The sequence below is a fragment of the Pseudoduganella lutea genome, assembly GCF_004209755.1.
In the GTDB taxonomy this organism is placed as follows: domain Bacteria; phylum Pseudomonadota; class Gammaproteobacteria; order Burkholderiales; family Burkholderiaceae_D; genus Rugamonas; species Rugamonas lutea.
Genome location: NZ_CP035913.1, coordinates 2,762,615 through 2,779,190 on the forward strand (window position 1 = coordinate 2,762,615; position 16,576 = coordinate 2,779,190).

Consider the following 16,576-nt stretch of genomic DNA (forward strand, 5'->3'; position numbering starts at 1 on the left):
CAATGAGTATTACGCGCTTGATAATTGGTTCCGCCTGGTTGCTGGCGAGCGCCGCCAGCTGGGCTGCCGATTTCAAGTCGGTTGGCGCGGCGCCCGCCGTGCTGTACGACGCGCCTTCCACGAAGGGCGTCAAGCTGTTCATCGTGCCGCGCGGCGCGCCGCTGGAAATCGTGCTTACCTACGGCGACTGGGTCAAGGTGCGCGACGTTTCCGGCGAGCTGGCCTGGACGCCGGCGCGCGGCCTTTCTTCCCGCCGCAATGTCATCGTGCGCGCGCCGAACGTGAAAGTGCGCACAGCCGAGGACGATGCGTCGGCCGTGGTCTTCACGGCCGACAAGGGCGTGCTGCTGGAGCTGGGAGAACCCGGCGCGAACGGCTGGGTCAAGGTCCGCCATCGCGACGGCCCAGCGGGCTACGTGCGCAGTAGCGATATCTGGGGTAACTGACATGCAAGAGAATCAACCGAGCCGGCGCCGTATCACTGTACTGGGCGCCGGGGCCTGGGGCACGGCCGTCGCCATCGCGGTGGCCGCGCGCCATGACGTGGTGCTGTGGGGCCGCAATGCCGACGCCATGGCGCAGATCGCCACGGCCCGCGACAACACCCACTACCTGCCCGGCTTTCCTTTCCCACCCGCGCTGCGCGTAACGGCCGATTTCGACGAGGCAGTGGCCCACACCATGCGCGATGCCGGTGGCCATGATGGCCTGCTGATCGCGGCCACGCCCGTGGCCGGCCTGCGGCCGCTGCTGCACAGCCTGAAGGGCCGGCCCATCCCGAACCTGGTCTGGCTGTGCAAGGGCTTCGAATATGAAACGGGGCTGCTCCCGCATCAGATTTTCCGCGATGTCCTGGGCGACGCCGTTCCCGGCGGCGCCTTGTCCGGCCCCTCGTTCGCGCAGGAAGTGGCGCGCGGCCTGCCGTGCGCGTTGACCATTGCCTCCACGTCCGCCGCGCTGCGCGACTGCGTGGTGGCCGCGGTGCATGGCGGCACGATGCGGGTGTATTCCAGTGACGACCTGATCGGCGTGGAAGTCGGCGGCGCCGTGAAGAACGTGATGGCGATCGCCACCGGCTGCGCCGATGGCATGGGCCTGGGCCTGAACGCCCGCGCCGCCCTGATCACGCGTGGCCTGGCCGAAGTGACCCGCCTGGGCACGACACTGGGCGGCAATATCGAAACGTTCATGGGCCTGACCGGCATGGGCGACCTGATCCTCACGTGCACGGGCGACCTGTCGCGTAACCGCCGCGTGGGCCTGGGCCTGGCGCAAGGCAAGGCACTGGACACGATCGTGGCCGAGCTGGGCCACGTGGCCGAAGGCGTGCCATGCGCCAAGGCCGTGCGCGAACTCGCGGCCCGGCTGGGCGTCGACATGCCGCTCACGAACGGCGTGGCATCGATGCTGTTCGATGGCGTGAAGCCGGACGTGCTGGTGGCCCGGATGCTGGCACGCGATCCCCGCGATGAGACACTCACGCCCGCTTCCAAGTAAGGTTTGATCCAATCGCAGTCGTTCGTTGAACGACGTGGATAGACTTGACGGGTCCGCTTGCCCGTTTGTCATCCATGCCCACGCGATTCTCCACCACACGTGCCAATTTCTCGGCACGCAGCCTGTTTGCCTTCCTGTGCGTCGGCGGCGCGTCCACGGCCGCGCACTACCTGGTGATGCTGCTGCTGATGCGCGCCGGCCTGCCGGCCGTTAGCGCTTCGGGCATCGGCTTCGTGCTCAGCGCGTTGCTGAACTACCTGCTGAACGAGCAAGTCACCTTTCACAGCCATGAACAGCGCCGTGTGACCGCGCCGCGTTTCGCGGTCGCCGCCGCCAGCGGCCTGCTGCTGAACCACCTGCTGCTGACCGCGCTGTTGCGCGCGGGGCTGCCCACGCTACCTGCCCAACTGCTCACCACCATGGGAGTCATCGTATGGAACTATTGCATCCATGGCGCCTGGACTTTTCGACGCAACCGGAACTGAAGCCGGTGCCCGTCGTCAGCCTCGTGCTGCCGTGCTTTAACGAGCAGGAAGTGCTGCCGGAAACCACGCGCCGGCTGGTGGCGCTGCTGGCCCGGCTCGAAGCCGAAGGCAAGGCCGCACCGGGCAGCGCGATCTACTACGTGGACGATGGCAGCAGCGACGGCACATGGCGCCTGGTGTCGGAATACGCGGCGGCGTTCCCGACCGTCTGCGGCATCAAGCTGAGCCGCAATCGCGGCCACCAGAACGCGTTGCTGTGCGGCTTGCTCACGGCACCGGGCGAAGTGCTCGTGAGCCTCGATGCCGACCTGCAGGACGACCTTGAGGCGATCCCGCGCATGCTCGACGCCCACCGCGCCGGCAGCGAGATCGTGTATGCCGTGCGCCATTGCCGCAACGCCGACAGTGTATTCAAGCGCACGAGCGCCGAAGGCTACTACCGGCTCCTGTCCTTCCTCGGCGTGCAGGTGCTGTTCAACCATGCCGACTTCCGGCTGATGAGCCGGCGCGCGATCGAAAGCCTGCGCGGCTACGAGGAAACCCACCTGTTCCTGCGCGGCCTGATTCCGCAGCTCGGGTATCGCACATCCGTCGTGGAGTTCGAACGGGCCCCGCGCTTTGCCGGCGAATCGAAATACCCGCTGCGCAAGATGCTGTCGCTGGCATGGCAGGGCGTGACGTCGTCTACGGCCTATCCGCTGCGCCTGATTACAGGCGCGGGCGCGCTGGTGTCGCTGGGCAGCCTGCTGTTGTCGGCCTGGGCACTGGGCATCCGCATGTTTACCGACCAGGCGGTGCCGGGCTGGGCTTCGGTCGTCATCCCGATGTACCTGCTGGGCGGAGTGCAGCTGCTGAGCCTTGGCATCATCGGCGAGTACCTCGCGAAGGTGTACGAATCGACGAAGAAACGGCCGCGCTTCCATGTCGAGGCCGTTTGTGGCAGCAAGCTTGGCACCGGCTTCTGCGGCAAGGACCAGCCATGAGGCGATTGCCGGCGGCGCTGGTATCGAAGGTGCCGGCCGGCGTGTCGGCGTGTTCCGCCATGGTGTACTTTGCCTGCAGCGAAGGCATCCGCAATCACCTGGCGATGCTGTGGCAGGCGCTGCACGCAATCGTGGAGCACTTGTTCTGAGCCCCATTTTGTAAGCCCCTATCCGTGAGTCCTTCTCCGTGAGCGCCCTTTTTTACCTGCTGCTGTGCGCATGGGTCGCAAAGCTCGTCGCGCAGCGATTTGCCGCGGAGCGCCATCTCGTGGCCATCGCCGTGTTCTTCGGCGCGTTGTTCCTGCCTTTCCACTTGCTGGGCATTCTGGAGCTGGTGAACGGCATGCCTTGCGCCACCGTCGGCAACGCGGCGCTGCTGTTGCTGGCGCCGGCGCTGGTCCTGCGGCTGGTGCCCGCCACCCCGGTCGCGTTCGTGCGGCCGCGCGGCCATTGGGGCTTGCTGCCCTGGCTGACGCTGGCCGTTTTCCTGCTGGCCGGCCTAATGCTGGCCGCCGGCCGGCCCCAGGGCTACGAGGTGATGGCCTACCACCTGCCCTTGTCCGCGCACCTGCGGCAAACGCACTCGCTGATGGCATGGGACGGCAACTTCCCCCATACCTTTCCGGCCAACGCAAGCGTGCTGTGGGCCGTGCTGCTCGATGCATTGCCGGAATGGCTCGTCTCAAGCGCGAACCTGGCGTTGCTGGTGCCGCTTGCGCTGGCGGTCGGCATGCTGTGCCGGCTGGCCGATGCCGACCGCAAAGCTACGCTGTATGCCTGCTGCGGCATGGTGGGCGTGCCGATGATCGCCTTCTCGTCGGTGGAGCTGGGCGCCGATATCGGCGGCATCGCCTTCTCGACGCTGGCGATGTGTTTCGTGCTGTCGCCGCTGCGCCCGGCCATGGCCATGACGCTGGCGGGACTTTGCGCCGGCCTGGCTTTCGGCTTTAAGAGCCTGCACCTGCTCAGCGCCGTGGCCATCGGCCTCGTTGCCTGCGCGCGCGGCGGCGGTTTGGCCGGCGTATTACGCAATGCTGCCCTATTTGGCGGGGTAGCATTGCTGTGCGGCGGCTTCTGGATGCTGCGCAATGCCGTCCTGTTCGGCAATCCGCTGCACCCGGTCGGCGTGCCACTGGTCGGCGCCTGGTTCGGCTGGCTGCCGTCCGCCGATTTCGATCCGTCATTGCGCCGGTCCACCGAGCACGAATGGGTGAACAGCGCCTGGCAATGGCTCGTGTATCCCTGGACGGAACCACAGCGTCACGGCCAGAACTTCAAGCACAGCTCGGGCTTGGGCGCCTTCGTTGCCGCGGCCATTCCCGGCACGGCGGTCGCCCTCGCTGCCGCCGTGGCGCGCGATGGCCTGCGGCGCCATGCCGTGCGGTTGTCGCTGCTGTTCGCCGTACTGTTTATCGTGACAGCCTGGTGGCTGCTGGGCGACCGGCAGCCGCGCTACATGCTTGCCGCTCTGCCGCTGGCGATGCCGCTGCTGGCGTGGGCCGTCACGCAGGCCGCAGGCCCATGGCGGCGCATGTTCGACATCGGCCTGGCGCTGTGCATCGTGGCGATGCTGGGCGTGTTCCTGTCGCGGCAGGTGCTGCAGTTCGGCGACCGCATCGTGCTGTCGCAACAGACCACCCGCCCGTCGTTCTACGAATATCCGGCAGCGGTGGATGCGCTGCCGGCCAACGCCACCATCCTGAACACGGCCGATCGCAGCTGGCACTATCCGCTGTTCGGCGCCCGTTTATCGAACCGCGTGATCAGCATGCCGGAAGCCCGGCGCATACTGGCATTGCCGCCCAGCCTGACTGCCCCGGGCAACGTGCCATTACGTTCCGCCACCTTGCGCGCAGCCGGCGTGACGCACGTGTTCATGGCCGGCGCCACGGTGATGCCGGACGCCTGCATGCAGCTGGAAGAAGTGGCGCGGCTGGACCGCAATCCCGTCAACGGGATGCGGCTCGGCAGCCCGCGCTTGCTGTATGCGGTGCGTTTCGTATGCCGCTAAGCCGTGTACCCGTCGCGTTCGAACGCCCGTTAGCTCTTCAGTACGATCGTCAGCAGCGCCACCGAATCGGCGACTGCCTTCAAGGCATGCGGCGTTGCGCCAGCCAGGTACAGCATCTCGCCGCCATGCAGCGTGGACGTGCGGCCATGCGCATCGATGGCGATTTCGCCGGACAGGCATTGCAGCGTGACTTCGCCTTTTACCCAGTGTTCGGGCATGGTCTTCCCGGCGGGCAGCACGAGACGGATCAGTTCGATCTCGTCGGTCTTGGCCAGCGCGATCGATGAAAATTGCGAGCCATCCTCACCGCTGCGCTGCAATGCGATGACTTGGCCGGATGATGCGTGTTGCAGAGCCATAAGCACTCCCGTATGTGAACGTTGTGCTCATCTTAGCAAACCGGCACGGGATGCCGCGCTGCATTGAACCGGAGTCAGGTGCCCGCTGGCGGCGCCAGCGCCGCGGCCTGCTCCTTATTCAAGGCGCCGCATGACACCAGCGCCTCGATATCCCTGGTCCGTCCCCACAGCGACTGCGTCGACGATTGCGCCAGCACGTCGCGCCAGCGCGCTTCTTCGGCGGCCGCGTCGGTGTCAGGCACGGCGTCCCGCGTCACCGTATGCTTGACCGAGGACAGCGTGAATGGCGAGCGCGTTTCCTTGACGGCATAGGCCACCCGCTCTTTCAGCAGTTGCTCCATGCGCCCCGCCGCGGCCGTCATCCGTTCCGGTGCCGGCGCGCCACTCCCGTGGAGTTGCAGGATTTCCTTGGCCGTTGCCAGTTCGGGAATGATGAAGTCCTTGAGCAGGAAGTAATAGCGCACCTGGGCCACGACGGCCGCCGCGCCGGCGCGCGTCATCGCAGTGTTGTCTGCAGCTGGTTTGCCCGCCGCGCAACCGTCCTTCATCGACTGCACCACCGCGCTGTCGAATGCATGCGCGGCCGAGGTCACCGCCGCCGTCTCGCGCACGTCTTCGCGGAAGATGGCCAGCAGCCGTTCCAGTTCGATCTTGGCCTGCGCATCGAATCCGGAACGGTGTTTTTCCACCTTTTTCGACAGCGCGGCAAGCTGCGCCGTGGCAGGATCCCGGCAGGTTTCGGCCAGTTCGTGGCTGAACGTGAAGACATTTTTTGCCAGCAGCGCCTGGCATTGCTGATACGTTTCGTTCAGTTCATCCAGGTTCGCGGCAATATTGCCGACATTGACCGTCGGGTCCTTCGGCTTGGCGTTGGATGCATCGATGGCGTTCTTGCCGAGGAAGAGCGAGCCGACACCGCCGGCCACGACGATGAGCGCGGCGGCAAGCAGGACCAGCTTGAACTTTGAAGAGGATTTCACCTCATGGCCATAAAAGGCCCGCTGCACTTTCGGCTGCTGCCCGATGTGCGTGGCGATGCTTTGCCAGCCCCACACCATAATCGATGACTGGCCGGCCGCTGTCCGGCTGGCGGTCAGTTCGGCCGCATAAGCCTGGACGGCGGCATCGTCCGCCCCGGCCGCCAGCAGCACGAATTCATCGACCTTATTTGGAAAGCCTGCCGCTTCCGCTAGCGCGGCGTCGATATCCGTTTTCGCCAGTGGCTGGCCGTAACGCTCGGTCCGCCCCTCGAAGCGCAACGCGATCGCCCGGCCGTCCGGCGTGGTCGCCCATGCATCCACACCATTTTTCCGCTGGCCCGCGCTGCCCCAGCGGCGGAAGCGGGTTTTGTAGACTTCGGAGGCCAGCGCAGTGGACAGGCGCTCGAAATCCTGCCAGTTCGATGGGCGGGTGGGTAATGTCATGGAAAACTCCGGTGGGCCGGCCCGGCCTTCACATGCCCCCTTTACTGCTGGGGACATGGATGCCGGCAGCGCGATTCGCGAAAGGCTGCGATCTTAGCAGGCTGGCGAATTGGCTGTCGTGGAATGCATCGGAGTGCCGCGGTCCCCAGCGCCGGTCGATCAACAAATTCAATCAAAAAAAAGCGGCCCGCAGGCCGCCAAAGCGAGAACGGGCAAGGCGTCCTTGGTACGCCAGGCCCGGGGACTTCTCGATGGTTTCAGAAGCGGTACATGACCGAAGCTTCCCACGTGCGGCCGAACAGTGGCCGGGCATTGATCGGGCCGCTGCCGCCGGTGGTCAGGCGCGAATTGCCTTCGGTGAGGCCCAGTTCGTTGTTCAGGTTGCTGCCATTGACGCGGAACTCGATCTTCTCGCCCAGCCGGTACACGGCGCCCAGGTCGAACGTCTTGTAGGATGGCAGGTACTGCAGGTTGGCCTGGTCGGCCCAGCGTTCGCCGATGTACGTGTAGGTGCCATACAGGCGCAGCTCGTTGTCGCCCATCGGGATCCTGTAGGACGGGGTGAAACGGCCCTGCAGTTTCGGTTGCCGCTGAACGCGCTTGCCGGCCGTTGCCGGATTGTCCTTGTATTCCGAATCCTGCCAGTTGCCCGTCAGGGTCAGTGTCAGGTCGCGCACCGGCCGCACGGCCAGTTCGAACTCCACGCCTTGCCCTTTCGATCCGCTGACGGTATTGAGGATCGTGCCGTCGGCCAGGATCTGCTGGAAGGCGATCCCGTCGAAGTCGGTGCGGAAATAATTGACATAGGCGCTGTACAGCGGCGAAGCGGTCTTGAAGCCCACCTCGAACTGTTCGATCGTTGGCGTGGGAAGCAGGCCGCGGTCGTCGACCTTGGCTTGCGTGCCGGCGTTGCGCAAATCATCGAAAGCGATGAAGGTATGGCCGCGGTTGGCGCGGGCAAACACGCTCGCATCGCGCGACAGCTTGAAGTTGCCGCCGATCGTGAACGAGGTGGCGGAGTCGGTGCGGCTCAATGCCGTGTTCGAACTGGTCGGCATCGAGGTGCCGTTGTTGTACACGGTCAGCGGGTTGTTGTCCGTATCGCCGGTCACAAGGTTCGACACCGTCGCATCGAGCTTTTGCCGTTCGCGACGGATGCCGCCATCGACCTTGATGCGGTCGTTGATCTTCCATTCGTTGGCGATGAACAGCGCGGTGTTGCTGCCGTCGTAGGAAGCCACCGGCGCGTAGTTGACCGGCCCTTCCTTGCCGCCGTTGGATACGACGATACCGTTGTTGAGGCGCACGTCGATCAACCGGGCATTGGGCACGGCCGTCATCAGGTGACTGTTGCCCAGGTACCAGACGTCATCCGACGAGTAGTTGGCAAAGTAGCCGCCGATCGTCACCGTGTTGTCTTTCATCCACTCGCGGCTGACGCGGATTTCGTCGGTGGCCGATTGCAGCTGTTTTTCCACGGCCCACAGGCCGGCCTGCACCACCTGCTGCGTGTCGGCGACAGGCGTGCCGTCCAGGTAAGTGGCGGTTGCCGCGGTGGCGGTGCTGCCCGTGACGGCATTGCGATAGGAGGACAGCGCAGTGGCGTTGTACGCCCCCATCGACAGCGGGTTGTTCCCGGTGAACATGGCGATCGTATTCAGGTCACCGTCGAAGTAATTGAACTTGTTCGACACGTTCCAGCCGCCGACCGTTTGCGCGAAGTCGATGCCGAACACGGTGGATTTCAGGCCGCGGCCATCGCCCAGGTCGTAGTTCAAGGTGCGCCCAGGGCCCGCCTCGACGGTAAAGCGGCGCATTTCGCCGCTCATCAGGGTTCCCGTCAGCGGGTCGAAGCCCGGGAACTCCGAAATGGTGCGCCCTTCGTTCGACGAAATCAGCGGCACGCCCGTATAGAACGCGTTCTTGTCATCGGTGCGGCGGGCGTAGAACGTGACTTCGCCATTGTCGAGCTTGCGGGTCAGCGTGGCCGTCAGCTGTGTGCCCTTGTCGGCCGGGAAGCCGGCATCGCGCACACCATTCGTATTGCGGTAGAAGCCGCCGATGGTGCCGTACCAGTTGTCGGCGATCTTGCCGCCGTAGAACACGTCGACGCGGCGCAGTTCGCCCGTGCCGGTCGAGAAGCGGATCGAGCCTTCCGGCGTATCGCTGCCTTTCTTCAGGATGAAGTTCATCGTCGCGCCAGGCTGGCCATTCGAGAAGATCGTGCTGGGACCGCCACGCAGCACTTCCACCCGCTCCACCGTGTCGTCGAGCCGGAACGCGGACGAACCTTCAAAGAACGACAGCGTCGGTACCGGATAGATGGGGTTGCCCATCAGCTGCACGGAAACGAATGGCGAATCCGAGCCCGACGGGAAACCACGCACTTCGATGTTGGCGCCCGACTGGCCGCCCGTGGCTTCCGCATACACGCCCGGCACCAGCTTCAGGATGTCGGCCGTGCTGCTGGGTGCGGCCTGCCTGAGCTGTTCCTCGGTCGCGGTGGTGATCGAAAACGCCGAATCCAGCTTGCGCACGCCGCCAGTGGCGACACCAGTCACCACGACCTGCTGCAGTTCGGCCTGCACTGCGGCGCCGCCTTCTTGGGCAGCATTACCGGAGGCGCCGGAAACGTCTTGCGTGGCGGCCGGTGCGACCGCTTCCTGCGGCGCGGCGGCGCGCACCTGGCCCGTCAGCGCAAGGATGGCAAGGGAAATCGAGGACAGCAGGAACCTGTTGTTCATGGCAGTTTTGCTTTCATTTGTGAATTGTCGTCTCCGGACAATGCGCCCCGATGGCGCCGCCGCTGGTCTGTGTGACAACATTGAAACGCACAAATGACATCGATGTCAATGAAAATGCTATCGATGTCATTTTGCGTGACAATAGTGTTGGATCTGTCATAATGGCCTCCAACTTTTTTCAGGACACCCGATGCCCGCCGCAAAACCCGACTCTGGACTGACGATGGAAGACCTGGCCCAACTGGCGGGCGTTTCCAAGATCACCGTGTCGCGGGCGTTGCGCAACAGCCCGCTGGTAACGGAAGCCACCCGCGAAAAGGTGCGCCGTATTGCCGAGGAACAGGGTTACCGTTTCAATGTGAGTGCTCGCAACTTGCGCATGGGCCGCTCATATTCGGTGGCGGTCGTGGTGGAAATGACGCCCGCCAAAGGCCGCCCAATGTCCGATCCCTATCCTTTGGAACTGCTGGGCGGCATCACCCAGGAACTGACCACGGCGGGCTACAGCGTGGTACTGACCTCGAAGCAATTGCTCGACACGGCGCCGGTGCGGGGCGCGGACGGCCTGATCCTGCTGGGGCAAGGCTCGCATGGCGAAGCAGTGACAGCGTTGAAGAAGGCCGGCCTTCCCCTGGTGGTGTGGGGCGCGCCGGAACCCGGGTCGGATACGGTCGTGGTCGGCAGCGACAACCGCAAGGGCGGTATCAGCGCGGCGCACCGCTTCCTCGAACTGGGCCGCAAGAAATTGGTCTTCCTGGGCGACGTCGATCATGCCGAAGTACAGGAACGGTGCGCCGGCTTCATCGAAGCGATCGGTAGCCAGGGCAGCGTGCACATCATGCGTCCCAAGGCCTTTACCTTCGAGGCCGGGTTCGATTGCATTTCAGCGTTGCTGAAGAAAAAAAGCCATGGGTTCGATGGCGTGTTCGCCGCCAGCGACCTGCTGGCGATGGGCGCCATCCGCGCACTGGCCGAGAAAAACCTGCACGTGCCGGAAATCGTTTCCGTCATCGGCTACGACGACACGCCCGGCGCGGCCAGCTTCGTGCCGCCGCTGACATCGGTACACCAGTACCTGCGCGACGGCGGCGTGCTGCTGGCGAAGAAAATGCTGGACCTGATCAACGGCCAGCCTGCCACATCCGAAATGCTGTCCACCATGCTCATGGTGCGGCAAACCTGACCTCCCTGTGCAACAGCCTGCGGGCTGCTGTTACCCATTATCCAAACCGGTTTGAAGGAGACAAGATGCAAGTCCGGAACCATCGCTTCCCCCCTGATCCGTGGTGCCTGCGCGAGGACGCGCCGGATGCCGCCAGCCATTTCCTGAATGAGACCTTGTTCGCGCTCGGCAATGGCTACATCGGCGTGCGCGGCACGGCGGAAGAAGGCTGGAGCGGGCCGGCCGGCACGTCGCGCGACGGCACCTACCTGAACGGCTTCCACGAATCCGAACCGATCCACTATCCGGAGACGGCCTTCGCGCTGGCGAAAACCAACCAGTTCATGCTGAATGTGCCGAATGCCAAGGGCATCGCCATCTGGATCGATGACGGGAATGCGTCTTCCGGGGAACGTTTCGACCCGCTGCAAGGCACGCTCGGGACCTACCGGCGCTCGCTGGACCTGCGCCACGGCGTGCTGGAACGCACGCTGACCTGGACGGCCCCATCTGGCCGTTCGATCGCGCTACGCAGCCGCCGGCTCGTGTGCCTCGACAACCGGCACCTGCTGGCGCTGGAAGTGGAAGTCACGCCGCTGAATTTTTCCGGCACGGTGCGCTTCGTCTCGTCGCTCGATGGCGCGGTGCGGAACCTGGAAGCGGGCGACGACCCCAGGATCGGGTCGGCCGTCTCAGGCGCATCGCTGCAATTGCTGTCCGCGGAACAGGAAGGCGATTTCAGCGCACTGGTGCAGCGCACCCGCAATAGTGGCTTCACACTGGTGAGCGCCACGCTGACCGAGGTCGCCGACCGGCCAGCGGTGCAGGCGCAATGCCGCCGCGACGACCTGCGGCTCGAGCAGACGTACGCGATACCGGTGGCGCAGGGCGAGAAGGCCGCCGTGCGCAAGTACGCGTGCTACCACACGTCGCGCGACTATCCCGAGACCGAACTGATGCCGCGCAGCCGCGACCTGCTCGATGCGGCCAGGGCCGAAGGCTTCGATGCGCTGGTGGTCCGCCAGGCCGCGTACCTTGCCGGCTTCTGGCAGCAGGCCGACGTGGAAATCGATGGCGACGACCTGCTGCAGCAAGGCATCCGCTTCAACCAGTACCACCTGCTGCAATCGGTGGGCCGCGACGGCAAGACCAATATCTCCGCCAAGGGCGTGACGGGCGAAGGCTACGAAGGCCACTATTTCTGGGACACGGAAATCTACATCTTCCCCTTCTTCCTGTACAACAAGCCGGAGATCGCCCGTGCCTTGCTGGAGTACCGGTGGGCCGGGCTGGAATCGGCACGCCGCCGCGCCCGCCAGATGTCGCATGCGAAAGGCGCACTGTACCCATGGCGCACCATCGCCGGCGAGGAATGTTCGGCCTACTTCCCGGCCGGTACGGCGCAGTACCACATCAATGCCGACATCGCGTATTCGATCCGCCAGTACCTCGATGCGACGGGCGACGACGCCTGGCTGCGGGCGCACGGTGCCGAGATCGTGATGGAAACGGCGCGCATCTGGACCGGCATCGGCAGTTACGACCGCCAAGGCAGGTTCGTCATCAACGAGGTGACGGGGCCGGACGAATACACGGCCCTCGTCAACAACAACTACTACACCAACGCGATGGCCCAGGCCCACCTGGAATTCGCCGCCGCCATCGCGGCACGGCTCGCCAGCGAATTCCCGGAAGACCATGCCCGCATCGCGCAGTCGATGTCGCTCGATCCAGCCGAACCGGAAGAATGGGCCAATGCCGCGCGGCTGATGCGCCTGCCCTACGACGCCGAACTGCGGATCCACGAGCAGGACGACAGCTTCCTGTCGAAGAAGCCGTGGGACTTCGCCAATACGCCTGCGGAAAACTACCCATTGCTGCTGAACTACCACCCGATGGTGATCTACCGCCACCAGGTCTGCAAGCAGGCCGACGTGGTGCTGGCGCTGCTGCTGCTGTCCTCCCGTTTCGAACTGGACGACAAGCGGCGCGACTTCGATTACTACGAAGCGGTGACCACGCACGACTCGTCGCTGTCGTCGTGCATCTTCTCGATCGTTGCCGCCGAGGTCGGGTACGCCGGCAAGGCCTACGACTACTTCATGGAAACGGCCCGCCTCGACCTGGATGACACGCACGGCAACACCTGCCACGGGGTGCACACGGCTGCCATGGCCGGCACCTGGCTCGGCGTGGCATACGGCTTCGGTGGCATGCGCACCGACGGCGGCAGCCTGCGCTTCGCCCCCACCCTGCCGGCGCAGTGGCAGGGCTATCGCTTCCGCATCCAGCTGCGCGGCTGCCTGCTGGAGGTGGGCGTGAACGTCGCCGGCACGACATACCGTCTGGCGCGGGGCGACGCGCTGCGGTTCACCCACCATGGCAGGCCGGTCGAGCTGACCGCTGCCCAACCCGAACACCAGGAGGCCGCATGAACGACAGCACCAGGCGCAGCATGAAGGATTTCAAGGCTGTGATCTTCGACCTCGATGGCGTGATCACCGATACCGCCCGCTACCACTACCTGGCCTGGAAGCGCCTGGCCGAAGCGGAGGGCGTGCATTTCGACGAGGCGTTCAACGAGCACTTGAAGGGCATCGACCGGATGGGGTCGCTCGAACTGATCCTGGCCTCGTCCCCGCGCAGCTATACCGATGCGCAAAAGCTGGCGCTGGCCACGGCGAAGAACGAACATTACAAGGAACTGATCGCCACGATGACGCCGGCCGACCTGCTGCCTGGTGCCGTCGACGCGCTCGATGCCTGCCGCGCGGCCGGCCTGAAGATCGGCCTGGCTTCCGTGAGCCGCAACGCCTTCACGGTGCTGGACAGCCTCGGCATCACCGGCAAGTTCGACTATGTGGTGGATGCCGGCACGATTGCTCGCGGCAAGCCGGATCCGGAGATTTTCCTGAAGGCGGCGCACGAGCTGGGCGTGCCGCCCGCAGACTGCTTTGGCGTCGAGGATGCGGTGGCCGGCGTGGCGTCGATCAAGGCGGCAGGCATGTACGCGATCGGTGTCGGCGATCCCCGCGTGTTGGCGCAGGCCGACGTGGTGATCCCGGACCTGGCGGCGTTTGCGCTGGACTGACCCCATAAAAACAATCAAACGTTGGGAGGAGACACCATGCAACGCCGCCGTATCCTGTTCATCCTGTTCCTGATTTACTTCGTGTTCGCCATCCTGCTCAACAGCGTGGGCACCGTCATTCTTCAGGTTATCAACAACTATGGCGTCGGCAAGTCCGCTGCCAGCGTGCTGGAAGGTTTCAAGGACCTGCCGATCGCGATCGTGTCGTTCCTGGTGGCCTCGTTCCTGCCGCGCCTGGGCTACAAGCGTGCGATGCTCGCCGGTCTGGCGATCGTCACCGGCGCGTGCCTGGCCATGCCGCTGGTGCCGGGCTTTGCCACCGCCAAGGTGCTGTTCCTGTGCGTGGGTGTGGCGTTCGCGCTGGTCAAGGTGTCCGTCTATTCGACGCTGGGGTTGATCGCCCGCAGCCGCAAGGAGCATGCCGGCATCATGAACACGCTGGAAGGCTTCTTCATGGTGGGGGTGCTGTGCGCCTACTGGGTATTCAGTTTCTTCATCGATTCGGCGGATCCGCGCTCGCAGGGCTGGCTGAACGTCTACTGGCCGCTGGCCGCACTGTGCGCCCTGACCTTCGTGCTGCTGGCCGGCACGCACTTCGACGAACGGCTGGCGGTGGTGCCGGCGGAGCGCACGCTGGCACAGGATTTCACCGCCATGCTGAAGCTGTTCTTCAAGCCGCTGGTGTGCATCTTCGTGGTCACCGCTTTCCTGTACGTGCTGATCGAGCAGAGCGTGGGCACCTGGCTGCCCACGTTCAATAACGAAATCCTGCACCTGCCGGCGGCGATGAGCGTGCAGGTCACCAGCATCTTCGCCGCCTGCCTGGCGATCGGCCGCCTCTCGGCCGGCGTGGTACTGCGCAAGCTGCACTGGTACCCCGTGATGAACGGCTGCCTGCTCGGCATGGGTGCCGTGGTGCTGGTGGCGCTGCCGCTGACCCACGGCACGGTTCCCGAAGCCGGCATCACCTGGTTCACGGCACCGGCGGCCACGTTCCTGTTCCCGCTGATCGGCCTATTCATGGCGCCCATCTACCCGGGCATCAATTCGGTGATGTTGAGCTCCCTGCCGCAGCACCAGCATGCGCCGATGACGGGGCTGCTGGTGATCTTTTCTGCACTGGGCGGCACCACGGGATCGTTGATCACGGGCTACGTGTTCGGCGCGTTCAGCGGCCATTTCGCGTTTTACCTGACACTGGTGCCGATCGCTGTGGTGCTGGTGATGCTGTTCTTCTTCCGGCGCGCGGTGGAGGGCGCCGCCGGCGGCGACGGTGCCGGGGCCTCCGCTATAATCGGCGGCCAGCCGCACTGAATCCATCGCGCTCCGTCTCCTTCCCTGCCGCCCGCCTGCATGAACCTGAAAGCCCTGGCCGACACGCTCGGCATGTCGAAGACCACCGTCAGCCGCGCCTTGAACGGTTACCCGGAAGTGTCGGAAGCCACGCGCGAGCGCGTGCGGGCCGCGGCGGCCGCCAGCGGTTATAAGGCCAACCCGGTGGCGCGCCACCTGGCCGTGGGCCGCAGCAATGTGCTGGGCATCCTTTACCCGCTGCTGCCGGCCGACCTGGGCGACCCGATGTTCCTCGACGTGGTGGGCGGCATTTCCGCCGCGCTGGAAGCAGCTGGCATGAACTTCATCATCGCTCCAGTATCGCCGTCGAATGAACTGCCCTCGTACCAGCAGATGGTGCGCGGGCAGCGCGTGGACGGGCTGATCGTCAGCCGCACGCTGGTGGACGATCCGCGCATCGACTACCTGATGGAAGCGGGATTCCCCTTCGTTGCGCATGGCCGCACCGGCGTCAGCGACCGCCATGCGTGGTTCGACTACGACAACGCGGCCGGCATCCGCCTGGCGCTCGATGCATTGCTGGCCAATGGCCATCGCCGTATTGCCTTGCTTGGCTCACCGCTGACATTGAATTTTGCGCGGCAGCGGCGGGACAGCTTTATCCATTGCCTGACCTATGCCGGACTGGCGGCCGATCCGCGGTTGTTGATTGAATCGGCGATCGACCGGCGCAGCGGCTACCAGGCCATGCAGCAATTGCTGGCCGAAGCGGAGCGCCCGACGGCGGTGATCGTCGATAACCACTTGTCCGGCGTGGGCGCGGTGCGCGCGCTGCTCGATGCGGGCGTCGGAATCGGCAGCGACATGTCGCTCGTGGTATGGGGACGGATGGCCGATGCGCTGGCCGGGCTGGACGTGGCAACGATCGACCAGCCCGATGCGCGCGCCGCCGGCGCCCGGATGGGGGCGATGCTGCTGGCGTTGCTTGAAGGAGCGCCGGCCGCATCGCTGCAGGAGTTGTGGCAGCCAGTGCTGTTGCCCGGAGCGTCGGTGGGCCGCTGCGCCGGTTGATGGGCAGGCACCAGGCGTGGCGAACCCATGCCGTCGCGGGATTCCCGGGATTGGCGAGGACCTGCTCCGACAAGTGGCGCCTGGAGGGACGGCAAGCGCAGAAGACTGGAAGCGGAAGAACCGGCGCGCAAAAAGCAAAAAGCCCGGCCATGCAGCCTGGGCTTTTTGCTTTTAATACCGGCGGCATCGCCCTGTGGCAGCCGAACCCGCACAGCGCCTCGTAGCGTGCCGGAATACCACGCTTTCGCCGCCGGCGAAGGAAGCCCTTGCATACCCAGAAAAGGAAAGGTATCGTTCCCATTCACTTTATGTTCTCTGATCTTTTTGATGATGAAACGGTCTGCCAGGCATGGGTGCGTCGATAACGAAACCTGTCAGGACCGGCTTGAAGCGTCAGCGTCGCTGGCGCACGGTCCGGTGGCGGGAGGCAGTTCAACATCCACTTGAGGAGCACAC

14 protein-coding genes are annotated in these 16,576 nt (G+C 64.9%); 11 read left to right on the top strand and 3 right to left on the bottom strand.

Translation table 11 applies throughout. The annotated features are described in order from the left end of the window. Positions 1 to 2: 2 nt before the first annotated feature. The 6 genes from EWM63_RS11570 to EWM63_RS11590 all read left to right on the top strand — a co-directional run bounded on the left by EWM63_RS11570 (position 3) and on the right by EWM63_RS11590 (position 4,976). Positions 3 to 446 (top strand): SH3 domain-containing protein, encoded by a 444-nt coding sequence (locus tag EWM63_RS11570; protein ID WP_130186652.1) that lies wholly within the window; start codon positions 3 to 5, stop codon positions 444 to 446. A 1-nt stretch (position 447) separates the two neighbouring features. Beyond that, complete coding sequence (locus EWM63_RS11575; protein WP_130186653.1) at positions 448 to 1,497, top strand: NAD(P)H-dependent glycerol-3-phosphate dehydrogenase; 1,050 nt, start codon at positions 448 to 450, stop codon at positions 1,495 to 1,497. 74 nt (positions 1,498 to 1,571) lie between these two features. Next, positions 1,572 to 1,982: a GtrA family protein gene (locus EWM63_RS11580; protein ID WP_130186654.1), complete on the top strand. Its 411-nt coding sequence runs from the start codon at positions 1,572 to 1,574 to the stop codon at positions 1,980 to 1,982. Next, positions 1,931 to 2,965: a glycosyltransferase family 2 protein gene (locus EWM63_RS11585; RefSeq protein ID WP_130186655.1), complete on the top strand. Its 1,035-nt coding sequence runs from the start codon at positions 1,931 to 1,933 to the stop codon at positions 2,963 to 2,965. The genes EWM63_RS11580 and EWM63_RS11585 overlap by 52 nt, the downstream gene beginning before the upstream one ends. After that, complete coding sequence (locus EWM63_RS31790) at positions 2,962 to 3,114, top strand: hypothetical protein (RefSeq protein WP_165390803.1); 153 nt, start codon at positions 2,962 to 2,964, stop codon at positions 3,112 to 3,114. The genes EWM63_RS11585 and EWM63_RS31790 overlap by 4 nt, the downstream gene beginning before the upstream one ends. A 38-nt stretch (positions 3,115 to 3,152) precedes the next feature. After that, positions 3,153 to 4,976, top strand: a complete 1,824-nt coding sequence (locus tag EWM63_RS11590; RefSeq protein ID WP_130186656.1) for a hypothetical protein — start codon at positions 3,153 to 3,155, stop codon at positions 4,974 to 4,976. 29 nt (positions 4,977 to 5,005) lie between these two features. On the opposite strand, the gene EWM63_RS11595 is transcribed toward EWM63_RS11590, so the two are convergent. From EWM63_RS11595 to EWM63_RS11605, 3 genes are all read right to left on the bottom strand, one after another. Then, positions 5,006 to 5,335 carry a cupin domain-containing protein gene (locus tag EWM63_RS11595; RefSeq protein WP_130186657.1) on the bottom strand — a complete coding sequence of 110 codons (330 nt, stop codon included), beginning with the start codon at positions 5,333 to 5,335 and terminating at the stop codon, positions 5,006 to 5,008. Between the two features lie 74 nt (positions 5,336 to 5,409). Next, positions 5,410 to 6,759, bottom strand: coding sequence for a hypothetical protein (locus tag EWM63_RS11600; protein ID WP_130186658.1), 1,350 nt, complete (start codon positions 6,757 to 6,759; stop codon positions 5,410 to 5,412). A gap of 257 nt (positions 6,760 to 7,016) precedes the next feature. Beyond that, a complete protein-coding gene (locus tag EWM63_RS11605; protein WP_130186659.1) occupies positions 7,017 to 9,503 on the bottom strand; it encodes a TonB-dependent receptor in 2,487 nt (828 codons plus the stop codon). A gap of 190 nt (positions 9,504 to 9,693) precedes the next feature. On the opposite strand from EWM63_RS11605, the gene EWM63_RS11610 reads away from it, so the two are divergent. The 5 genes from EWM63_RS11610 (at position 9,694) to EWM63_RS11630 (ending at position 16,120) form a co-directional block, all read left to right on the top strand. After that, positions 9,694 to 10,686: a LacI family DNA-binding transcriptional regulator gene (locus EWM63_RS11610; RefSeq protein WP_130186660.1), complete on the top strand. Its 993-nt coding sequence runs from the start codon at positions 9,694 to 9,696 to the stop codon at positions 10,684 to 10,686. Between the two features lie 65 nt (positions 10,687 to 10,751). Then, a complete protein-coding gene (locus EWM63_RS11615) occupies positions 10,752 to 13,100 on the top strand; it encodes a glycoside hydrolase family 65 protein (RefSeq protein WP_130186661.1) in 2,349 nt (782 codons plus the stop codon). Next, the gene (gene pgmB / locus EWM63_RS11620) at positions 13,097 to 13,756 is read left to right on the top strand and encodes a beta-phosphoglucomutase (RefSeq protein WP_229487859.1); all 660 of its coding nucleotides are present in this window, start codon (positions 13,097 to 13,099) and stop codon (positions 13,754 to 13,756) included. Before EWM63_RS11615 ends, pgmB begins: the two co-directional genes overlap by 4 nt. Positions 13,757 to 13,792: 36 nt before the next feature. Next, complete coding sequence (locus tag EWM63_RS11625) at positions 13,793 to 15,070, top strand: MFS transporter (RefSeq protein ID WP_130186662.1); 1,278 nt, start codon at positions 13,793 to 13,795, stop codon at positions 15,068 to 15,070. Between the two features lie 39 nt (positions 15,071 to 15,109). Beyond that, a complete protein-coding gene (locus EWM63_RS11630) occupies positions 15,110 to 16,120 on the top strand; it encodes a substrate-binding domain-containing protein (RefSeq protein ID WP_130186663.1) in 1,011 nt (336 codons plus the stop codon). The last annotated feature ends 456 nt before the right edge of the window (positions 16,121 to 16,576 follow it).